The organism is Arthrobacter sp. P1_D4 (assembly GCF_056406115.1).
Genome location: NZ_JBFUAU010000013.1, coordinates 222,134 through 242,437, shown reverse-complemented (window position 1 = coordinate 242,437; position 20,304 = coordinate 222,134). Strand labels below are relative to the sequence as shown.

Here is a 20,304-nt window from a genome sequence, read left to right as displayed (position 1 = left end):
GGTCAGGGGACGTCGGCCGCGGCGGAATCGCTGAAGTGTGGCGCCTGGCTCGGCGGGGGCAGGACATGGGCCTGGGCACGCGCGGCACCGCGGCGTTGCGCGTTATGGACCTCGAGGCGGTGACGGCCCGCGATGACGGAGCTGGGACTGCTGCCGAGTAGCCGGCGCGGTTGTGCCATGGTTCCCCCAATACCGGGCGCCCCAGCGGGCCCCCGGCTGTCATGCTACCGGCGTTTTCGTCCCGTGGGCACTATGGCATCCCGGAATGTTTCCGCAGGTCAGGGAGCAGAAAGGGCCGACACCTTGGTGTGCCGTCCTCAGGGACGGAAGCTATTCGACGAGACGGAGATTTGGGCGCGGTTTAGGCGGCTCCGACGAAGGTACCCCTCAGGGATGCGGTGCCGCTATTTGCAGGTGGCGAGAATCCCGGCGATGGCGTCGTGCTCGGGACGGGTCATCCAGAGCTTGTACTTGGCCTTCACAGCAGTCTGGCGGGCGACGTATTCGCACCGGAACGCCTTGTTGGCCGGCAGCCAAGCATCGGCCGAGGAGTCTGACTTCTGCTGGTTCGCGGGGCCGTCGGCGGACATCAGGTTCAGCGGATCGTTGGCGAGCTGGAGGCGCTGGCCGGCGCTGATCTGCTGGGCGCCGGTCTGCCAGGCCAGCGACAGGGGAATAATGTGGTCGATCTGGACGTCGGCCGAGTTCTCACCACGGGTGAAGGTGATGGTCTTGCCGGTGTACTTGTCGGCAAGCTTGCCGGAGGCGATGACGCAATCCCTGGTCCCCGGCTTGGTCGTCACGTCGGTGAGGTCACGGCGGAGCATGTCGTTGCGCGTGTCGCAGCCGTTGTGGTCTACATCGGACCAGGCGGGACCGAACTGCCCACGGCTGTACCCGGTCTTTGGGGCCTTGCCCTTCACCGGGATGGACGCCAGCTGGGCTACGGCCGCGGCGGCCTCGCCCGGGTGCGCGGCACCGGCACCGGCACCGGCACCGGGAGCCTGGGATGCGGCCGCGCTGTGCACGGCGTCTGCGACTTTGGCGCCAACGTGGGCTGCGGCATCACAGCCGGCGAGGGAGCCTGCCAGAAGCAGGCCGGCAAGGACGGTCAGGGACTTGGTGGCGGCGGAGCGGGAGATGATCATGCCAATCATGAGTGCGGCGAAAATGACCAGATTACCCGCACCCCGTTCCGTGCCCGCGCAGGCCGGAGCATGGAGTCGCTCACGTGAGGCTGTGGCCGCGGCTCCAGGCTGCTTCTCGTCAATACGTTGCGCGGTGAGGGCGCCCTTGCGCGGCCGGCTACTTCAGAGTGAGCACCGGGTTGACGGGAGCCTTCAGCGAATCCACCTGCAGGCCTACGGACAGTTTCTGGCCGGCGGCGACCTTCGTGGCCCAGTCCGAGCCGCTGCAGGTCACCGACACCTTGGGGAGCACCGTGCAGCTGATCCCCCAGGAGTTGGCCACCCGGGTGACGTTCGGATCGGGCCAGCTCACGCTCCAACCGGCCGCCGCCCGGAGGCCAGTGACCTCGATATTGGCCACGTAGCCGCCGGTCCATGAACTGCCGAGGTTCCAGACCGCGCTGATCGGCGCGCCCGATGTAGGGGTGGGAGACGGCGAGGGCGTCGGCGTCGCCGTGGCCGTGGCCGTGAGCGACGGCGTGGCAGTCGGCGACGGCGTTGAGGTGACGGTCCCGCCCAGAAAGAACCCCTTTGGCCAATATTTCCTTCTGCGCCTCGACGCGGCGACAGGCCCCTGACCTGCGTATTGTCTTTTTCCGGGCCGTCCGTCAGCCTTAGGAAATGGAACGGCCCGGGCGCAGGATGCCAGCCGGCCAGCAATACCCGACGTCGCGGTCCGGAAGCCAAACCGGGAATTGGCGGCACCGGCTGTGGGGCCCGGTTGTCGGCTTCGGCCTGGTCAGCCTCGCCGCGGACATGGTGTCCGACGGCGCCCGCCCGCTCGGCGGTCCCCTGCTGGCCCAGCTCGGTGCGTCCGCGCTGTTCGTCGGCCTCGTGACCGGCGCTGCGGAAGCCGCGTCCCAGGGACTCCGGCTGGTGTTCGGCCCCTGGGCGGACCGCACCAGGAAGTACTGGACTTTCACGATGGCCGGCTATGTGCTGACGGCGGTGTGCGTCCCGCTGCTGGCGTTGACGCCGTTCGCCGGGACCGCCGGGATGGCCCTGGCGGCCGTGCTCATCATCGGGGACAGGGTAGGCAAAGCCGTCCGCAGCCCGGCGAAAACCGTGCTGCTCGCCGCCGTCGCCGGGCCGGTTGGCCGGGGCCGCGGCTTCGCCGTCCACAAGTCCCTCGATCTGGCCGGGGCGCTCCTGGGCCCGCTGCTCGTCTCGGCGGTGCTGGTTGCCACCGGCTCACTGCCGGCAGCCTTTGCGGTGCTCATCATTCCGGCGGCGGCGGCGCTGGCGATTCTCGTTTGGCTGCGCCGCCGCGTCCGGGATCCCGGCGCGGACAGGCCCGTGGCCGACCCCTCCGACTTGCCGGAGCCGCCCCGCGGGAAACCCGCCGGGCGGCAGCCGTCGGCGCTCTCCAGCGTCTTCACCTTGTTCGCGTTGGCCGGGTTCTTCTGGAGCGCCGGACTGGTCGCCTTCGGCGTCATCTCCTATCACCTGACGGCCGACGTGGCCGTCCCCGTCTCGGTGGTTCCGCTGCTGTACGCCGGCGCCATGGGGGCCGCCGCCGTCGGGGCCCTCGCCAGTGGCGTCCTTTACGACCGCGCCGGGGCGGCCGTGCTCCTGGCGCTGCCCGTGCTGATTATGGGGGTGCCCGTACTGGCCCTGGCGCCGAGCGCCGGGCTCGTGCGCCCGGGGTCTTGGTCTGGGGTGCCGCCACCGGCATCCAGGACTCCACGGTCAAGGCGCTGGTTGCCGATTTGGTGCCCCAACCCCGGCAGGGCACGGCGTACGGGGTGTTCGCGGCGTTCGAGGGCGCCGGAGCCTTGGCCGGCGGCGCCCTGTACGGGTCACTTTACGGCGCACGGCCGGCGCTCATCGCTGCCGTGGCCGGACTGCAGGCAACGGCCCTTGTCCTGCTGCTCGTCACGCTGCACCGGGCCCGGCACGCATCACCTGGCCAAGGGCCCGCAGAGGGGCTGACTTAGCGCGCCCAGACTGAGGCCGCGCCGGAATGTCCCGTGATGATGCTCTGGTAAATGAAGAAGGCCCCCGCGAGGGCGCCGGCAATCAGGACGGCTCCCCGGACAATCCGGTTGCTCCGAAGGCCGCCAAGGAACGCCAGGCGCCGGCCAAAGGGCTCGTAGGTGACCATCAACATTGCCGCGACCAGGACGAAGAAGATCACGGAAAGCACTTTGAGTACGTCACCTTCCTGGGCGTGCTCGTGGACCACCGCCGACGCCGGACGGACTTTCTCCAGCTGCTCGCCTGCCTGCGCGGTCAGGAGTGTTACCGGCACCAGCCCCAGTGACAACACGCCCAAGGGCCACGCCAGGTAGCCCCACCAGCGCCGTGCCACGGCATAAACGATGGCGCCAAGACCTGCAATGGGCGCTAATACCACTACGGCGTGGACGAGCAGGACATGGGCCGGGAGCCCACCAATTTCGATCAAGTGAAATCTCCTCCAGAACGTGACGGCACCGGGTCTGATAACGGGGCAGCGAACTCGCGGCGGGGCCAGACTCCTATGATTCTTGCATGGGATCGCGGGAACTAGCGGGCATTGCCGGGCCGCTCTATGCATTGCCCTACGGGGAGTTCGTGGCAGCTAGAACGGCGGCGGCCAAAGACGTCAGTTCCGCGGGTGTCACCGCCGCCGAGCAGCGTGCCCTGGCGGCCGCAGTCCGTGCCCTGCCCAAGCCGTCGGTCGCGGCGTGGGCGGTGAACATGCTGGCGGCGCACAGCCCCGAAATCCTGCGGGAGCTGGCTGAGCTGGGGACGTCGATGCAGGCCGCTCAGGATGCCCTGGATGCAGCGGACCTCCGCCGCCTCGCCCAGCAGCGGCGCCAGCTCCTCGCCAGCACGGTGAAAGCGGCACAGGCCTTGGCGGCCCGGCACGGACGGGCCATCAGCGCCGCCGTCGCGACGGAAGTGGAGCAGACCCTGCGGGCCGCCACCGCCGACGCGGGGGCCGCCGCCGCCGTGCAAAGCGGCTGTCTGCTCCGGGCGCTCTCGGCGGACGGGGTCGACGTCGTCGATCTCGCCGGCGCAGTGGCGGTCCCGGGGAGCCATTCGGCGTCGGTGCCCGGCACTGGAGCCGCGCCTGGAACCGCGCCTGGAACGGCCAGCGTCCACCGGTCAGCACCAGCGACCGCCGCCGGCGGGACAGAACCGGCGGACCGGACCGCACAGCGCGGCGGAACTGCCGGTGGAAAGCCGACAACGGAACAGCCCCGCCTCCGGGCCGTCGGGACGGCACGGATGACGCCCACGCCGTCGGCAGTGGAACGGGCGCGGACCGCCCTGGAGGCGGCCGAAGTGGCCGCCGCGGAAGCCGACGAGGAGGCAGGCCGCGCGGCCGCGGAGCTGGCGGAGGCGACGGCGGAAACCAGCCGGCTGGCCGACGAGGTGCGCGAGCTCAGGCGGCGTCTGGACGCGGCAGAAGCCGGGCTCAAAACGGCCCGGAAGGATCACGAGCTGGCGTCGGCTCTGGCGCAGCAGACGGCACGGGCCGCCGACCGGCAGCGCCGCAAGGAAGTCCTGGCGCGGGAACGGGTGCTGCGGCTCGGCAACACGCCGGAGGAGTGAAGTCTTAGTGTCGGTGGTCAGTCGCACACTGGAATCATGGAGAACAACCAGAATTTCCAGCAGGGTTTCCGCCATGATATCGAGTCAGATTTTGAGGCGGATTTCAACGACGCACAGGATGGCGCACTGCATTTCGTGGTCACCTACCTGGACACCGACTGCGGCCGGATCCGCACCGAGAGCTTCGATGACGCTGCCTCCGCAGACCGCTTCGCCAGCCGCTGCGTTGCGGGCGAAGACGGCTGGGCCGTGGTCGATGCAATTCCGGCGAAAGAGCGCCGGGCCGCCGCCTGACTCCGGAGGCTTTCGGGACGCCCGAAGGGCCTCCACCCCGTGCGGGGTGAAGGCCCTGTGCGAACGCCGGCTGGCTGCCGGCGTCACGGGAGGTGCTTAGGCGAAGTCGGAGACGGCCGGATCCGGTCCGATCCGGCCGGCATCTTCGGCGGAACGGTCCAGCCCGTTGATGGCCTGGATGTCGGTCTCGTCGAGGCTGACGTCCAGGGCCGCGTAGTTCTCGCGGATCCGGGACTCGGTCACCGACTTCGGAATGACCACGTTGCCGATGGCCAGGTGCCAGGCGATGACAACCTGGGCCGGGGTGGCGCCGTGCTTGGCGGCAATCTGGTCAATGACGGGGCTCTCGAGGAGCTCGCCGCCCTGGCCCAGCGGCGACCATGCCTGGGTGAGGATGCCCTTGGACGCGTTGAACTCGCGCAGGTCGGCCTGGCTGAAGAACGGGTGCAGTTCGACCTGGTTGATGGCCGGAACAACGCCGGTTTCATCGATCAGGCGCTGCAGGCCCTCCTTGGTGAAGTTGGAGACGCCGATGGTCTTGACCCGGCCCTGCTTCTGGAGCTCGATGAGGGCCTTCCAGGTGTCAACGTATTTGTCCTGCTTGGGCTGCATCCAGTGGATCAGGTACAGGTCCAGGGTCTCGAGGCCGAGCCGCTCCATGGATTCCTCGAACGCCTTCAGGGTGGACTCGTAGCCCTGGTCCGCGTTCCACAGCTTGGTGGTGATGAAAATTTCCTCGGGCTTGAGGCCGGAACGCTCGATGGCGCGGCCTACGCCTGCTTCGTTGCCGTAGATCTTTGCCGTGTCGATGTGGCGGAAGCCGGCCTCGAACGCCTGGACAACCACCTTTTCGGCCACGTCATCTTCAACCTGCCACACGCCGTAGCCAAGCTGGGGGATGGTGTTGCCGTCATTGAAAGTCAGTTCCGGTGAAAAAGTCATATAAGTATCCTGCCAACTTCGGCGCCCTCCGGCCAGCGACAGGGCGCCGCTAAGCTAGGCGCGTAACCGGGAATACCCGGGAAATTAAGGGAATGTCGGGAAACCCAGCCATGCCAGGGCGGGCCTGTGCAAGAGACTAATTCGCGTAGCGGCTCAGGCTGGCGTCGGGCCGCCGCCGTCGGCTTCCGCAAGCCGCCGCTCGGCGTCGTGGACCTGTTCCAGCACGGAATCGGCGCGCCGCCGCACCGACGCGGCGCCCGCCGGGACCGGACCCACGGCAAGCCGGAGCATCGCGGCCGCCTCAGCCGTCATGGCCAGGGAGTTGCCCGCCGTCGACAGGGCGCGGTGGACCCCTGCCAACGGCCCCGGGATGTCCAATCCATTGCTGGGAAAGCGCCGCTGGGCCTCCACGCAGACCTGCCGGACCCGGGGCGCGAGCGCGGAGAGCTGATTGGCGATCTCGACGAGCTCGCCGTACAGGGCCTCGTCTTCGACCCCCTCGAGGACCTGGTGGTAGCGGTCAAGCCCGCGGTTGAACCGGTCGTGGGCGCGCCGCCAGAGCCCCTTGCCAAGTTCTGCGTCGTCCCTGCGGCCTTGCCGTGCTGCGCTGAAGAAGCCCAAGGTCGCGCTAAAGGTACTGGCCCGGGCCATGGTCCGGGTCCGCGGGTTCGGGCGGCTCGGGGGACTCCGCGCCGTGACGCGGCGCGGCGGCGCGGACCGGTTCGCCGTTTTCCCCGATGATGACGCCCGGCGCGATCACGGTTCCGGGCGGCAGCTGGCGCAGCTGCATTTGGGCGTAGGTGTGCTCCCTGGCGGCGTGCTGCGCCGCGATGGCCGTCTGGATGCCGTGGAAGAGCCCCTCAAGCCAGCCGACCAGCTGGGCCTGGGCTATCCTCAGTTCCGCGTCGGAGGGGGTTGCGTTCTCCGGAAAGGGGAGGTTGATCCGTTCAAGCTCCTCAACGAGCTCCGGGGCCAGGCCGTCCTCGAGTTCCTTGATGGACCGGTCATGGATTTCGGCCAGCCGGACGCGGGCAGCGTCGTCAAGGGGCGCGGACTTCACCTCGTCCAGCAACTGCTTGACCATCGTGCCGATCCGCATGACCTTGGCGGGCTGGTCCACGAGGTCCTGAAGTTCGCTGCCCCGGGGCGGCCTGGGCCCGGCACCGGGTCCACCGGCGCGGCCGGGCGGCACTGCAGCCGGTGGCGCCAGCGGCGTCCCGGGCAGGGCGTCATCCACGGGTGTGCCTTCGACGGGCACGTCGTCGGCAGTTTGGGCGCGGGGCTGAGTGTCGTGCTGATCGCTCATGGCTTCATACTCTCACGCGCCGGGCGGCCCGGACCCGGCGTCCGCCGGAAGCGGAGGGGCGGCGTCGGACACCGTTGTGCCCCACGCCGCCCCTCCCCCGGCCCGGCCGGGCCAGCTGCCCAGCATCAGCCGCTCAGCAACACCGCCTCAACAACACCGCCTCAACAACACCGCCCCTGCGGATTCGTGTCCTGCCGGTCGGTCCGGTCACGCCAGAACTCCCGCTCGGTGAGGGGAAGGCTGGTGTGCCCGGAGGCCTCATGGTGCTCCAGGTACTTCTTGTAGGCATCGGCGCCCAGCACACCGCTGAGGTACCCGGCAAACCCGCGGAACCCAGCGAGGACCGCGTTCACGTCCGGCCCCGCATCAGTGGTGCCCGGACTTTTCGAGCCGGCCTCCGGCCGGGAGCTGGTTCCATTCGGCCACGAGGTCACGCTCCGCCGCCGTGGGGACAAACCCTGCCGGGGCGAAGACTCGGGAGGCCTGTGCGGGGTCTTCGTGCTCGGCGTTGGGCAGCCCCGCGGCGGTGTTCCGCAGGGCCTTGATGGTTGCCATCACTGCCGTGATGATGACGACGATGCTTAACACCACGAAGATGATCGAGAGCCATCCCTGGATCATCGTGTTGCGGACCACGGCCTCCATGGCGGCCTGGGTCTTGGCGGTCCCAAAGGAGGTCTTGCCGTCCGCCAGAGCCTTGGCAAAGGCTGCGTTGTTGGCGAAGTAGCCCACCGCGGGAACGGGCGAGAAGATCTTGTAGAAGCTCGCCGTGATGGTCACGACGGCGGCCAACGCCAGCGGCGCCGCCACGATCCACAGGAACTTCGGGGCGGTGCGCTTGGCGGCAATGGCCAGGCAGACCGAGAGGGCGATGGCCGCGAGCAGCTGGTTGGCGATCCCGAACAGCGGGAACAGGGTGTTGATGCCGCCCAGCGGGTCAGTGACGCCCATCAGCAGGACCGCGCCCCAGGCGGCCACCATGATGGCGGTGCAGAGCCAGGCGCCCGGGCGCCAGGAGTGTTCCTTGAACTTCGGGACGAAGTTGCCGATCGAGTCCTGGAGCATGAACCGGGCAACGCGGGTGCCGGCGTCGACGGCCGTGAGGATGAAGAGGGCCTCAAACATGATGGCGAAGTGGTACCAGAAGGCCATCATCGCGGTGCCGCCGATGAACTGCTGCATGATGTGGGCAAGGCCGACGGCGAGGGTGGGCGCGCCGCCCGAACGCGACACGATGCTTTGCTCCCCCACGTCCTTGGCCGTCTGCGCGAGATCACCGGCCGTGATGTTGACGCCGGACAGGCCCAGGCTGTTGACCCACGCGGCCGCGGTCTCGACGGTCCCGCCGGTCAGCGCCGCGGGGGCGTTCATGGCGAAGTAGATGCCGCGGTCAATGGAGATTGCGGCGACGAGGGCCATGATGGCGACGAAGGATTCCATGAGCATGCCGCCGTACCCGATCAGGCGCGTCTGGCGCTCCTTCTCGATCAGCTTCGGTGTGGTGCCGGAGGCGATCAGCGCGTGGAACCCGGACAGCGCGCCGCAGGCGATCGTGACGAAAAGGAACGGGAACAGGGCGCCGGAGAACACCGGACCGTTGTCCCGGCCGGCGAACTCGCTGAAGGCAGGCACGGTGATTTCGGGGCGGACCACAATGATGGCCAGCGCCAGCATCACAATCACGCCGATCTTCATGAACGTGGAGAGGTAGTCGCGGGGGGCCAGGAGGAGCCAGACGGGCAGGATGGCTGCGACGAAGCCGTAGATGATGAGGCCCCAGGCGATGGTGACCTTGTCCAGGTGGAAGAACGCGGCACCCCATTCGGTGCCCGCCACGGCGCCGCCGCCGATGATGGCGGCCATGAGCAGCACGAAACCGATCAGGGACACCTCCATGACCTTGCCCGGCCGTATGAAGCGCAGGTACACGCCCATGAAGAGGGCGATCGGGATGGTCATGCCCACCGAGAAGACGCCCCAGGGGCTCTCGCCGAGGGCGTTGACGACCACCAGGGCGAGGATGGCGACGATGATCACCATGATGAGCAGGGTTGCGATGAGGGCGGCCGTGCCGCCGATGACGCCGAGTTCCTCGCGGGCCATCTGGCCCAGGGACCGGCCCCCGCGGCGCATGGAGAAGAACAGGACGAGGTAATCCTGGACGGCGCCGGCAAGGACGACGCCGATGATGATCCAGATCGTGCCGGGCAGGTAGCCCATCTGGGCCGCGATGACCGGGCCCACCAGTGGGCCGGCGCCGGCGATGGCGGCGAAGTGGTGGCCGAAGAGGACGTTGCGGTCCGTCCGGACGTAATCCTTGCCGTCGGCCTTGTATTCGGCCGGGGTGGCACGGCGGTCGTTGGGCTTGGTCAGGTAACGCTCAATGACCTTGGAGTAGAAGCGGTAGCCGATCAGGTAGGTGCAGACGGAGGCGAACACGAACCAGATGGCATTGACGGTCTCGCCGCGGATGATGGCGAGCATGAACCAGGCGATCCCGCCCAGCAGCGCAATGGCCGCCCACAGCGCGATCTTGGCGGGCGTCCAGGCGCGGTCCGCGGCGTCGCGGACCGACTCATCCACCGACGTCGGCGGGAGGGACGGGTCCGGAACGACCCCGTCGTCGAGTTGCGCGGTGCCACGCGCGCTGCCCTGCGTGAGGTTGTTTGTGCTTTCGCGTTGTGTGCCATCTGGCATTGTGCCCATGTCTCCTCCTTGAGAAACCCAGCTGGGCAGTCCACCGGTACAGAACTGCCCTCCGGCACCCTACCAATGCGGGCGGGTCCCGGCCGCAGCCCTGCGCCCGGCGGTGTGGATTGCGCGACGAGCGGTCGGCCCGGCTACGCCCGGAGGTTGCTGAGCTGCACGAGGCGGGCCTCGCAGAGGTCCAGCCAGCGCACCTCGGCTTCGGTCTGGAAGATGAGGGAATCCAGCACCAGGAGCCTGGCGGTGTCGGCCGGGCGCTGAAGCGCGGCCGTGTCGCGGCGGGACTTGGTGTAGTCCTGCAGCGCGCGGATGGAGACCGTCCGCTGGGCGTGGATGATGGCGCCGACGTCTGTCCCGGGAATCGTGAGGCCGAGGGCGAGCTTGATGGCCAGTTCATTCCGGGGCGGATTCGCGCGGGATACCGGGGCCGTGAACCAGGCGCCGACTTCGGTCCGCCCGGCCGTGGTGATGCTGTAGATGACGTGCCCGTCGCCGTCGCCGCCGTCTTTGCGGACCAGCCCGTCGCGTTCCAGCCGGTCCAGGGTGGTGTAGACCTGTCCGATGTTCAGCGGCCAGGAGGACCCGGTGCGGTCCTCGAATTCGGTCCTGAGCTGGTACCCGTAGCGCGGGCGGTCCTGCAAGAGGGCGAGGAGACTGTGACGTATAGACATGGCGCCCCCCGGAATCGCTAAGTCACGAAATCACACAGCATACACGCGCCCCAAGACGCGTGTATACCGCGTATGGAACCACGCTATCGTCTTTGGTGACTTTGTCGCAAAACAGCGCATGCCCCGCACGGAATAAGTCGGCCCGGACCTGCGGTTTTAGGCCGGATCCGGCGCCCCGCTACATGACCAGCAGGACCTTGCCCACGTGGTCGCCGGAGTCGAAGTAGGTGTGCGCGGCGGCGACTTGGTCCAGCGGGAAGCTCTTGGCCACGAGGGGCCGGATCCTGCCGTCGGTCAGCATCGGCCACACGGCGTCGCGGACGGCGTTCATGATCACTGTCTTTTCCTCCACCGGGCGGGGACGCAGTGCGGTGGCGATGATAGCGGCCCGTTTCTGCAGCAGCTGGCCAAGGTCCAGTTCCGCCTTCGCGCCGCCCTGCAGCCCGATCACCACGAGGCGTCCGTAGTCGGCGAGCGCATCGATGTTCTGCTCGAGGTATTTGGCCCCGACGACGTCGAGGATGACGTCCGCGCCTTTGCCGCCGTTTTGCGCGCGCAGGCTCGCCGGGAAGTTTTCCTCCGCGTAGTTGATGGCGATGTCCGCCCCGAGGAAGGCCTTGGCGGTGCCGACTTTTTCCGCGTTCCCGGCCGTCGTGGCCACGCGGGCGCCGACGGCCTTGGCCAGCTGGATGGCCATGGTGCCGATACCGCCTGTGGCTCCGTGGATGAGGACAGTTTCGCCCGGCTGCAGCTGCGCCGTCATGATCAGGTTGGAATAGACCGTCGCCGCGACCTCGGGCAGCGACGCCGCCGTGACCAGATCCACGCCGTCGGGGATCCTCAGGACCTGACCCGCGGGGACGGCCACCTGCTGGGCGTAGCCGCCGCCGGCGAGCAGCGCCACCACCTTGTCCCCCACGGAAAACGCCTTGGTCACGCCCGGACCGAACCCTGCGATCCGGCCGGAGACCTCCAGCCCGGGGACCTCGGAGGCGCCCGGGGGCGGCGGGTAGAAGCCCTTGCGCTGCTGGACATCGGCACGGTTAAGGCCCGCGGCCACGACGTCGATCAGCACCTCGCCGGGGCCGGCCACCGGGGCCTGAACCTCACGGACTTCCAGGACCTCGGGTCCGCCGGGCTCTGAGATATAGACAGCCTTCATGGAGCACTCCCGATTCCTAACTGGCTCCGCGCACGTTCGCCGCGATCGCCAGGTCCGATCAACATCACTCCCCAGAATATGGCGGGGAGCTGCACGCGTCCGCAAGCGCACCGTGTTTTTGGTTTTTGTTGCAGCCGACTGCCTATGAAAGACTACTCGTTAGGGAAGGTTGTCCGAGCGGCCGATGGAGCTGGTCTTGAAAACCAGTGTGCGGTGACCCCGTACCAAGAGTTCGAATCTCTTACCTTCCGCGGGAGCGCAGATCATGCGCGGTTCAGAGGCCGGCCCGGGGCGATCGAAAGATCGTTCCGGCCGGCCTTACTCGTCTCCGCCCGGAGTGAAACTCCCGACCGGCCCAAGAATTATCAGCTGTGAATGTCGGTCGGGTTGGCGGCCAACTGGCAGCCCAAGGTAACGGTTCTGCGCCGTCTTTCAGACCTGACAATAACTTCCGGCCGCATCCCTGATACTGAGGTCTCGAGCGGGATATTCACCCGGCCGTCGCAAATATTGGGGGAACCAAAAAGTGGGTCTCAACCGCACCGGGTTTTACGCGCATGTCACAATGGCGGGCATTGCGCTCAGCCTCGTCCTTGCCGGATGTGCATCACAGCCAGGAACTAATCCTGCCGCTGCCGCTCCGCGCTCGACCACGGGGGCCACGGCTGGGGCCGCGCCGACCGTGACGGCCACACCAACCGCCACTCCAGCACCGGTGGCCCCGACCGCCAGCGCGGCACCCCCGGTTGCGGCGCCTGCCCCGTCAGCGAAGCCTGCAGCACCTGCGCGGAAGACGTTCACTTTCCCGGATGGCCACATTTCCTTCACGTATCCGTCGACCTGGACCGTGCGAACGGTCCTCCCGCCTGCCCGAACCGTCCCCGGCGTTGAGGCGATCGTTTCCGATGGCGCCGGCAACGATCTGCTCTCACTACAAAATGGCTTTACAACTGGTTGCGCAACTGCGCCCACCTCCCGCGAAGTGTTCGATAAGGTGCAGGCTCCGGGAATGACCGCACCGGGCGGCACTAAACCCGTTTTTGGGTTCGCCGTGGAATCCTCTTCGACCCGCGATTTTTACGGAATGGGTCTCCGCGACCCTCGATACCTGGAGCAGGGCAAAGGCGTCACCTCAAGCTGCGGGCTCCTGGCCACGGGGAACGGCGGGCTCACCACGAGTGTTCTTTTCAACGACCCCGCGTTCCCGACCCGGGCCGCCGCAAAGGCCTGGATGGCAACAGACCGGTACGCCCAGCTTAAGGCGCTGCTCATCAGCCTGAACTACCTCCAAGGCAACTCCGGCGCCGGGTAGCACGCTCTCTGGCGGGCACGGAACTTGCCTCCCGTCAGCTGGTTGCCCGCCGCCGTTCGATCGTGGCGTCTTCGCTTGCACTCCAACTGGCGAGGAGGTGCAGCCGTTCCGCTGAGGGCGAGCCCGGCTCGGCGGTGTAGACCAAGAGGACCAGGCCCGGTTCCGCGGTGATCGCCAGTTCCTCGTAGGCCAGCGTGAGTTCGCCGGCCACGGGGTGGTGAAAGCGTTTCGTGCCGGACCCGTGAGTCCGCACATTATGGGCGCCCCACAGTGTCCGAAACGTCTCACTGCGGGTCGACAGTTCGCCGACCAGGTCCTGCATGGTGCGGTCGTGGGGGTCGCGGCCGGCTTCAGCGCGCATGATGCCGACGCACATTTCACCGAACAAGTCCCAGTCTGGGTAGAAGTCGCGCGAGGCGGGGTCGAGGAACTGGAACCGCGCCAAGTTCGGGGTGCGGCCGCCCGCGGGCGCCCCCGTCCAGAGGTCGGGATGCCGTCTTTCGAGCACGGACGAGGACGCACCGGCGATGGAACCGCGCTCCAGCTTGGCGTAATACTCCACGCTGACGTCGGCGAGAACCGCAACCTCGCTGCGCCTCAATCCGGCCACCCGTCGGTTCGAGCCTGCCGCAAGGCCCGCTTGTTCCGGCGTCAGTCGTGCACGGCGCGACATCAGGAACTCACGCACTTCACCCCGGTTATCCATGCATCAAGGGTAAATCGCTGCGGCCGAACAAGGGGTTCCCTCCCGGTACACGTCTCACCGGGGACTCCCCCGCCCGCGGAAATCGGGATTGACTGGCCGGAGGGTTGAGCGGTGCTTCGCGGCCTGCGGAACGGTCGACGACGTCGGGCGAGGCGCCGCTTCCGGTGGCTACACAGCCACGCTTGACCAACCCCAACGCTGAGGCAATACCGCCACGCACGAAAGGAACCGCATGACGACCGCCCCCACCCGAACACCGGCACAGGAAGCCAGTGCCTTGGTCGACGCCACACCAGAGGGCAGCGAACAAGAAAACAATGCACAGCAAAGACTGCCCCTGACCGCACTGGTGGTCCTGGCCGCCATGGGATTTATCCTCGTCGCCACCGAGACGATGCCCGCCGGCCTGCTTCCTGTCATTGCCGCCGGCCTCCACACCGGCGAAGGTACGGTGGGTCTGCTGGTCAGCGCGTACGCCCTCGGAACGGTCATCGTCACCATCCCCGCGATCATGCTGACGCGTGGCATGCGACGAAAGCCGCTCCTGCTCGGCGGTATCGCCGGTCTCGTGCTTGCCACCACGGTCACCGCAGTCTCCCCCGATGTGACGTTGTCACTCGTGTCACGATTCTTTGCGGGCGCATTCTCGGGAATCATCTGGGGAATGCTCGCCGCTTACGGGCGCCGCATCAGCCCGCCCCGGCACGCCGGGTTGTCCTTGGCCATCGTGTCCACCGGGGCGCCCCTCGGATTCGCGTTCGGCACCCCACTCGGCGCCTGGATCGGAACAGCTTTCGATTGGCGCTGGTCATTCGGTGCCCTGTCCGCCCTGGGGGTCATCGTGGCTGCGCTGATCCTCGGATGCGTCCCCGACGCCGCCGGCCAACCGCGGGCGTCACGGCTCCCCCTGGGCCGGGTGTTCAAAATCCCCGGCGTCGCCGTCATCCTGGCCGTCATCGTCGCCTGGATGCTCGCCCACAGCACCATCTACACCTACATCGCCCCCTACCTCCGGGCCACCGGCACCGGCCTCTCCGCCAGCCTGGTCCTGCTGGTCTACGGCATCGCGTCCGTCGTCGGGGTCGCCGTCACCGGTGCGCTGCTGGACCGCCACCCGAGGCCCCTCCTTCACCTCAGCGTCACCGTGTTCGTCGCTTCCGGACTCATTCTGCTGATCGGACATGCATCGGTAGTCGCCATCCTGATCGCCGCCGCGCTCTGGGGCCTCACCTTCGGCGGCGCATCAGCCCAAGTCCAGGGACCACTCACCACCGCCGGAGGCGACAACGCCGACGTCGCCAATGCATTCCTCCCGGTCGCCTTCAACCTGGCTATCTTCGGCGCGGGCATTCTCGGCGCGCTCCTCCTGACCCCATTCGACGGGCTGGCGCTCCCGGTCGTCATGATCGCCCTCGGCATCACCGCCCTGCTGCTCACCCTGTACGGCCGCCGCTCGGCATTCCCGCGCCGGCTCTGACTGGCTATTGGTGCCAAGAACAGCTACGGCAATGATCCCCGGAACGTTCCGGGGAGACCGGTGTCCATGCCTTGCGACAATGGTGACGGGACAAGAACGGCCGGCTGGTAGGCCGGCCGTTCCTGTTTCTCCTCGGCAAAGGAAAAGGATTCAGCCCAGCTGAATCCTTCTTGTCCTGCGTCCGGGCCGCGATGGAGGTTGTTGCCCCTGGTTAGCGCGGCACGGGTCCGCAGCTGGTGAGTGGTTGCTGTGCCCCTAGCCTCAGGCGCCTGCTTCCGCTCCGTAAAGCCTGTCGAGCAGCCGCAATCCCCGGTGCGCCCAGGAAATTTCGGCTTCAGAGTCGAGAATCAGCCCCTCGTAGGCATAGCGTTTGAAAGCCCGGGTACCTTCTCGGTCCTCCGGTGCCATTTTCTCGAGCCGACGGTTAAGTATGGGCGAGGCGCCGGAGTCGATCTGGTAAAGGATTTTCTCCCATCCTTGGATCTGGTCACTGTGGTGCTCTATATGCGCCCGAAGCTGTGCCCGAGCTGCCGAGGGCTCCGCGGTTTCCATGTAAGTCGCACGCAGGCGGACCTGGTCGCGCTCAGGCTGATAGGTGTTGGGTGTGTCCATCCAGGCCGCAAAGGCCTCTTTCCCTGACGCCGTGATGTGGTAACGGCGTTTGGTTCCGGAGCGCCCGCCCGGCATCTCCTCCCCCTCAAGGAGCCCTTCACGTTCCATCTTGCGCAGTTCGGGATAAATCTGGGAGTCAGGGACGCTATGGCACTTGCTCGCCCGAACCGACATCGACCTGACAAAACTTGAAAACCAGTGTGCGGTGACCCCGTACCAAGAGTTCGAAGCTCTTACCTTCCGCGGGAGCGCAGATTTTGCGCGGTTCAGGGGCCGGCCCGGGGCGATCGAAAGATCGTTCGGGCCGGCCTTTACTCGTCTATTCAGTCAGCATCTTTGGCCGGAATGTTGGCCACAGCATTACTTCTTGAACCATGCAGCGCGCACAGGAGTTCCGTGTTGCAGGGAATCCCGCAGCGACCAGGCACCCAGTCCGCGATCTTCGCACGCATCGACGATCCCGGCGGTTAGCTTTCCCCTGTCCAGCGATGGTGAGGGTCCGTCGTCGACGCCGTCTGCCGGGCCAGCGTGACCGTCGTGCGAAAGGAGGATAGCCCCGGGGACCGCACCGGTCATTGCCTTGCGGATACGGTCGGATTGGGGCATCTCCCTGGAATCCCAACTCGTGGCACCCCACATGACGGGCATAAGCCCGGCGGACTGGACCGCGCGCCAACTAGCCAATGTCTGCCGGCCGTATGGTGGACGGACCCACTCGACCCGGCTGCCGATCAAATCTTCGAGCTCGGCGCGGCCATCCCTGGTCCTTTGAGCAACTTCACGAAAAGAAAAGCCAGTGAGCCGCCGATGGTCAAGTCCGTGGAGGGCTATCTCATGGCCCGCAGCTGCGACTTCGCCCAGCAAGCCCGGATGCCGGCGTGCTCGGCTGAGCAGCACGAAGAACGTGGCGCTCAACTGCCGTTCATCAAGCACCTTCAGGATGCTGTCTGTCCCGCCTGGCTCTGGGCCGTCGTCATAGGTCAGGACAATATTCCGGACCGCCGTGTCGACGGCCACGACCGAGCCGACAAAACCTGAATGTGCGCGGATGATGGGCTTGGCTGCGCGAACTACAACCCGCGTCAGGTGCTTCATCCGCTATTTCCCGGCCGGCGGACGGCTGGCCGCCTGAACCACGTCTGCGAGCGTCTTTCGCGCGCGTACTCAAGATAGGCGACTCCAATCGCCCCGGCGAGCATCCCTGCACCGCGGTAGGCTGTCCGCAATCCTCGCGCCTGATGGCGGTGGGATGCCATGAGCGTCCCGAAGCCGAACCGCAAGGACCCGCCGCACATTCGCAGTATGCCGCGGAAAACCGACATCAGGCGCGCCACCCCCCTTTGCATGGCTCTTTCCGCCGAGTGGATGTCGACCAATGCGGCCGAATTTCCGTGGCTCCATGCTCTTCGGAGAACCCAGTTCCGGGTCGTGCGATCAGCGGGAACGAAGTCCGTCGCCACCGATTCGTCGCACCAGAGAATCTTTCCGCCCGCCCGCACAAGCAACCGACTGAAAAGAGTGTCCTCGCCTCCTGAGAGACCGAAATTATTGTTGAAACGTACACCGGCTTTCCGGACTTGGCGCATGTCTAGCAAGAGATTGCCCGCCGCCGCCACCGGCACCACCGTCCCGGTCGGCAGCCTCCGGCGGCGGAAGAAAGAACCAGCGGCAATCCAGGGATCAAGTTCAGCATCAAACTGCGAAACCACTCTTCCCATGACTGCGGCTGGACGGGTCTGCCGCCACGTGTCCAGCAGCGGCTCCAGCCAGAGTTCCTGCGGCTCCTCGTCGTCGTCGATGAAGACGAGCAAATCGTGGTTGGCGGCTTCGTCCAATGCTCGATTTCGACCAGCCGATATCCCGGGTACCGGCTCGGGAACGTACCGGATCAGGTCGGAATGAAAGCCGATGACTGTGCTTCTCGCGCTTTCAGCCGGATCGTTGTCGACGACGACGATACTGGGCGAAATCGCCCGGTCCGTGTCCCGAGCGAGTTTCTCAACATGCCGGAGCATGGTTGCGAGCCCCCGTTCAAGTGTTGCGGGGCGTCGATACGTCAGCACTGCGACGAGCAGCGTCTGTTGTTTCACGGGTGGCCCGCATTCTGCGGCTGCGGTGAGCGGGCAACACCATTGGCAAGCGCCCGTTCATAGGCCTCCCTGTGGGCCACCGAGCCCGCTTCCCAGTCCCGCGAAGAGAGGTCCGGGCGCCTCCGGTGACCCTCCGCTGTAATTGACGACAACGTTTGAAGGATTATTTCGGGCGTTAGCGCCCCGGTGTACTGAAACACCCATCCCGGCCCGACTTCGACGGCCAACGCTTGGTTGACGTCATTGGCCGGAACCAGCACAGGTCGATTCAAAGACAGGGCGGCCAGGGTTCCGCCGGAATTGTGCATAAATCGGTACGGGAGGACCACGAGTTCCGAACTCGAGATGATGTCAACGAGCTCCGCGTCGGAGACATACTGCAAATTGAGGCTTATCCTTGGGTCGTCTTGCGACAAGGCCGTCATGGCTTGCCCCAGCTCCCCGGTGGAGGGTTTACCCCCCACCCGAAGTGATAGCTCGGGGTGGGTGTCCGCCGTTGCCCTAAACGACGTGATCAGGTCCTCAACGCCCTTATAGCGCCGGATCAGGCCGACGTAGCTTATGCGACCCGGTATCTGCTGCGCCTTCGGAAAGTCGGCGAACCATTCACGATAGTGGCCATGTGGAATCGTGGCGCTGGGCCGCTCCGTCGGCAGCTGCGTCCTCGAGTTCAGCCGAACGTAAAACGTGGTTTTGCGGTCAATAAGGCGGAGGAGAAACACCTCCCGGACGGAGATGCCCTCGGGCAGCTCTACGTTGTGGACAGTTCGCACTATGGGCGTCCTAGCCAGTGCGAGCCTCCCGAGGAGAGCCAGCGTGAGCACCTGTCGCCCGAGTTTCTTCAGCGGACTATGACCGCTGACCAAGATTTCAGGCCAGTGGATGTGGAAGACGTCGTACTTGGCAAAGAGAGCAGCGCGCCAGCTGAAGTTAATGACGCTGATATCGGGCAGTTCTTGCAGGCCGCCGGCCAGTTGCACCAAATAGGGATTGGTCGTGGATCGCGGCGCTGGGAAAGACTGCAGGACTGTTAGCGAAGTGTTCAATGGTCACCTCTCGCATTCGAGCAACATTAATGCGACACCCCGCCATTGGCATGCGGCGTGGTCGTATCCTCTCACAATCTGGCCAAATTGCTAGACACTGCAGCGTCGGGCATCAAGGTGGCCATGGTTGGGTACAGCGTCAACGACACGCCGGCGTTGGCCGATGCCCCAACCCCTCGCTCGACCCACCTGTTGAAACTATCCGTGCACCGTCATAGTCTCTCTGTGTCTCCACCCCATCTCCACACAAACCAGAGTCCGGCGGGGGCACGTCAACGGCCGCCACAGAGAGCAGGAGCTTCCATGCCCACACCCGAGCACTCCAACGGCGCACCATGTTGGATCGACCTCATGACATCCGATGCCGAGAAGGCCAAGGCGTTCTACGGTGCGCTGTTCGGTTGGACGTACCAGACCGGCGACGAAGCAAAATACGGCGGCTACATCACCGCCTGGAAGGACGGCAAGTCCGTCGCCGGCCTGATGCAGAAGCAGGAGGATCAGGCCGCGTGGCCGGACATGTGGTCCACGTACCTGCGCTCGGAGGACGCCGCCGCCACCGTCGAGGCTGCAACGGAACACGGCGGCCAGGTCTACATGCCGCCCATGAACGTCCCCGAACAGGGCAGCATGGCGATGATCGCCGACGCCACGGGCGCATCGGTCGGCGTATGGCAGCCGGCTGAGATGAAGGGCTATGAACTGGCGGCCGAGCCCGGTGCTCCGGCGTGGCACGAGCTCCACGCCAAGGACTACGCCGCCGCCGTCAAGTTCTACCAGGACGTGTTTGGCTGGGACACCGACGTCATGAGCGACACCCCGGAGTTCCGCTACACCACCCTGGGCGCGGGCCCGGCGGCCAAGGCCGGGATCATGGACGCGTCTGCCTACCTTCCCGCCGAGGTCCCGTCCAACTGGCAGGTTTACTTCGCCGTGGAAGACGCCGACGCCTCCATCGATACGGCAGTGTCCCTCGGCGCCAAAGTCATCGACGGGCCGGACAACACCCCGTTCGGCAGGCTCGCCACACTGACCGACCCCACGGGCGCGTTGTTCAAGATCGTGGCTGACATCGGACAGGGCGGGCAGTCCGCCACGGACGCCTAACCGGCCAGGACACCAGAGCTCTTCCCACCTAATTACAAAAATTGTTGTAGGAAATACCGGCCAGAGCCTTCCCTGAGGGCTACTGGCCGGTATTCTGCTGTGGAGCGTCCGGTGGAGGCACCCGGACACAACTCACCCGCATC

At 66.5% G+C, this 20,304-nt stretch carries 23 protein-coding genes and 1 tRNA gene; 8 read left to right on the top strand and 16 right to left on the bottom strand.

Annotated elements, in window-relative coordinates:
* Positions 1–2: 2 nt before the first annotated feature.
* The 3 genes from AC1D0A_RS14475 to AC1D0A_RS14465 form a co-directional block, all read right to left on the bottom strand.
* Positions 3–179 (bottom strand): hypothetical protein, encoded by a 177-nt coding sequence (locus AC1D0A_RS14475; RefSeq protein WP_476946100.1) that lies wholly within the window; start codon positions 177–179, stop codon positions 3–5.
* 225 nt (positions 180–404) lie between these two features.
* The gene (locus tag AC1D0A_RS14470) at positions 405–1,148 is read right to left on the bottom strand and encodes an HNH endonuclease family protein (protein ID WP_476946099.1); all 744 of its coding nucleotides are present in this window, start codon (positions 1,146–1,148) and stop codon (positions 405–407) included.
* Positions 1,149–1,305: 157 nt separating this feature from the next.
* Positions 1,306–1,593 carry a cellulose binding domain-containing protein gene (locus AC1D0A_RS14465; protein WP_308197256.1) on the bottom strand — a complete coding sequence of 96 codons (288 nt, stop codon included), beginning with the start codon at positions 1,591–1,593 and terminating at the stop codon, positions 1,306–1,308.
* A gap of 19 nt (positions 1,594–1,612) precedes the next feature.
* Between AC1D0A_RS14465 and AC1D0A_RS14460 the strand changes: the two genes are divergently transcribed.
* Positions 1,613–1,765, top strand: coding sequence for a hypothetical protein (locus AC1D0A_RS14460; RefSeq protein ID WP_476946098.1), 153 nt, complete (start codon positions 1,613–1,615; stop codon positions 1,763–1,765).
* A gap of 43 nt (positions 1,766–1,808) precedes the next feature.
* Positions 1,809–3,119, top strand: a complete 1,311-nt coding sequence (locus AC1D0A_RS14455; protein WP_476946097.1) for an MFS transporter — start codon at positions 1,809–1,811, stop codon at positions 3,117–3,119.
* 1 nt (position 3,120) lies between these two features.
* On the opposite strand, the gene AC1D0A_RS14450 is transcribed toward AC1D0A_RS14455, so the two are convergent.
* Entirely contained in the window at positions 3,121–3,594 is a 474-nt protein-coding gene (locus AC1D0A_RS14450; protein ID WP_243181844.1) for a DUF2231 domain-containing protein, read from the bottom strand.
* Between the two features lie 86 nt (positions 3,595–3,680).
* Here AC1D0A_RS14450 and AC1D0A_RS14445 point away from each other — a divergent pair, with 86 nt between their 5' ends.
* Positions 3,681–4,730 (top strand): hypothetical protein, encoded by a 1,050-nt coding sequence (locus AC1D0A_RS14445; RefSeq protein WP_476944170.1) that lies wholly within the window; start codon positions 3,681–3,683, stop codon positions 4,728–4,730.
* Positions 4,731–4,766: 36 nt separating this feature from the next.
* On the top strand, positions 4,767–5,024 hold the full coding sequence (locus AC1D0A_RS14440) for a hypothetical protein (protein ID WP_279294440.1): 258 nt from the start codon (positions 4,767–4,769) through the stop codon (positions 5,022–5,024).
* A gap of 96 nt (positions 5,025–5,120) precedes the next feature.
* Here AC1D0A_RS14440 and AC1D0A_RS14435 read toward each other — a convergent pair whose 3' ends face one another.
* The 7 genes from AC1D0A_RS14435 to AC1D0A_RS14405 all read right to left on the bottom strand — a co-directional run bounded on the left by AC1D0A_RS14435 (position 5,121) and on the right by AC1D0A_RS14405 (position 11,811).
* Positions 5,121–5,966 (bottom strand): aldo/keto reductase, encoded by an 846-nt coding sequence (locus AC1D0A_RS14435; protein WP_476944169.1) that lies wholly within the window; start codon positions 5,964–5,966, stop codon positions 5,121–5,123.
* A 153-nt stretch (positions 5,967–6,119) separates the two neighbouring features.
* Entirely contained in the window at positions 6,120–6,587 is a 468-nt protein-coding gene (locus tag AC1D0A_RS14430; protein ID WP_243181865.1) for a hypothetical protein, read from the bottom strand.
* 7 nt (positions 6,588–6,594) lie between these two features.
* The gene (locus AC1D0A_RS14425) at positions 6,595–7,272 is read right to left on the bottom strand and encodes a bacterial proteasome activator family protein (protein WP_476944168.1); all 678 of its coding nucleotides are present in this window, start codon (positions 7,270–7,272) and stop codon (positions 6,595–6,597) included.
* A 161-nt stretch (positions 7,273–7,433) separates the two neighbouring features.
* Positions 7,434–7,625, bottom strand: coding sequence for a YbdD/YjiX family protein (locus AC1D0A_RS14420; protein ID WP_476946096.1), 192 nt, complete (start codon positions 7,623–7,625; stop codon positions 7,434–7,436).
* A gap of 13 nt (positions 7,626–7,638) precedes the next feature.
* On the bottom strand, positions 7,639–9,978 hold the full coding sequence (locus AC1D0A_RS14415) for a carbon starvation CstA family protein (protein ID WP_476944166.1): 2,340 nt from the start codon (positions 9,976–9,978) through the stop codon (positions 7,639–7,641).
* Positions 9,979–10,112: 134 nt separating this feature from the next.
* Entirely contained in the window at positions 10,113–10,649 is a 537-nt protein-coding gene (locus AC1D0A_RS14410) for a PadR family transcriptional regulator (RefSeq protein WP_476946095.1), read from the bottom strand.
* 178 nt (positions 10,650–10,827) lie between these two features.
* A complete protein-coding gene (locus tag AC1D0A_RS14405) occupies positions 10,828–11,811 on the bottom strand; it encodes an NAD(P)H-quinone oxidoreductase (RefSeq protein ID WP_028276366.1) in 984 nt (327 codons plus the stop codon).
* Positions 11,812–11,974: 163 nt separating this feature from the next.
* Between AC1D0A_RS14405 and AC1D0A_RS14400 the strand changes: the two genes are divergently transcribed.
* Positions 11,975–12,062, top strand: a tRNA-Ser gene (locus tag AC1D0A_RS14400).
* 758 nt (positions 12,063–12,820) lie between these two features.
* Positions 12,821–13,123, top strand: coding sequence for a YciI family protein (locus tag AC1D0A_RS14395; RefSeq protein ID WP_476946094.1), 303 nt, complete (start codon positions 12,821–12,823; stop codon positions 13,121–13,123).
* Positions 13,124–13,157: 34 nt separating this feature from the next.
* Here AC1D0A_RS14395 and AC1D0A_RS14390 read toward each other — a convergent pair whose 3' ends face one another.
* The gene (locus tag AC1D0A_RS14390) at positions 13,158–13,829 is read right to left on the bottom strand and encodes an MmyB family transcriptional regulator (RefSeq protein WP_476946093.1); all 672 of its coding nucleotides are present in this window, start codon (positions 13,827–13,829) and stop codon (positions 13,158–13,160) included.
* A 232-nt stretch (positions 13,830–14,061) separates the two neighbouring features.
* On the opposite strand from AC1D0A_RS14390, the gene AC1D0A_RS14385 reads away from it, so the two are divergent.
* Positions 14,062–15,306: an MFS transporter gene (locus AC1D0A_RS14385; RefSeq protein ID WP_476946092.1), complete on the top strand. Its 1,245-nt coding sequence runs from the start codon at positions 14,062–14,064 to the stop codon at positions 15,304–15,306.
* A 261-nt stretch (positions 15,307–15,567) separates the two neighbouring features.
* Here AC1D0A_RS14385 and AC1D0A_RS14380 read toward each other — a convergent pair whose 3' ends face one another.
* The 4 genes from AC1D0A_RS14380 to AC1D0A_RS14365 form a co-directional block, all read right to left on the bottom strand.
* Positions 15,568–16,092 carry a helix-turn-helix transcriptional regulator gene (locus AC1D0A_RS14380; protein WP_279294426.1) on the bottom strand — a complete coding sequence of 175 codons (525 nt, stop codon included), beginning with the start codon at positions 16,090–16,092 and terminating at the stop codon, positions 15,568–15,570.
* A gap of 186 nt (positions 16,093–16,278) precedes the next feature.
* Positions 16,279–17,013: a polysaccharide deacetylase family protein gene (locus tag AC1D0A_RS14375; protein ID WP_476946091.1), complete on the bottom strand. Its 735-nt coding sequence runs from the start codon at positions 17,011–17,013 to the stop codon at positions 16,279–16,281.
* Positions 17,010–18,008: a glycosyltransferase family 2 protein gene (locus tag AC1D0A_RS14370; protein WP_476946090.1), complete on the bottom strand. Its 999-nt coding sequence runs from the start codon at positions 18,006–18,008 to the stop codon at positions 17,010–17,012. Before AC1D0A_RS14370 ends, AC1D0A_RS14375 begins: the two co-directional genes overlap by 4 nt.
* Positions 18,005–18,988, bottom strand: a complete 984-nt coding sequence (locus tag AC1D0A_RS14365; protein ID WP_243181864.1) for a glycosyltransferase family protein — start codon at positions 18,986–18,988, stop codon at positions 18,005–18,007. The genes AC1D0A_RS14370 and AC1D0A_RS14365 overlap by 4 nt, the downstream gene beginning before the upstream one ends.
* 369 nt (positions 18,989–19,357) lie before the next feature.
* On the opposite strand from AC1D0A_RS14365, the gene AC1D0A_RS14360 reads away from it, so the two are divergent.
* A complete protein-coding gene (locus AC1D0A_RS14360; protein ID WP_476946089.1) occupies positions 19,358–20,161 on the top strand; it encodes a VOC family protein in 804 nt (267 codons plus the stop codon).
* Positions 20,162–20,304 lie beyond the last annotated feature (143 nt).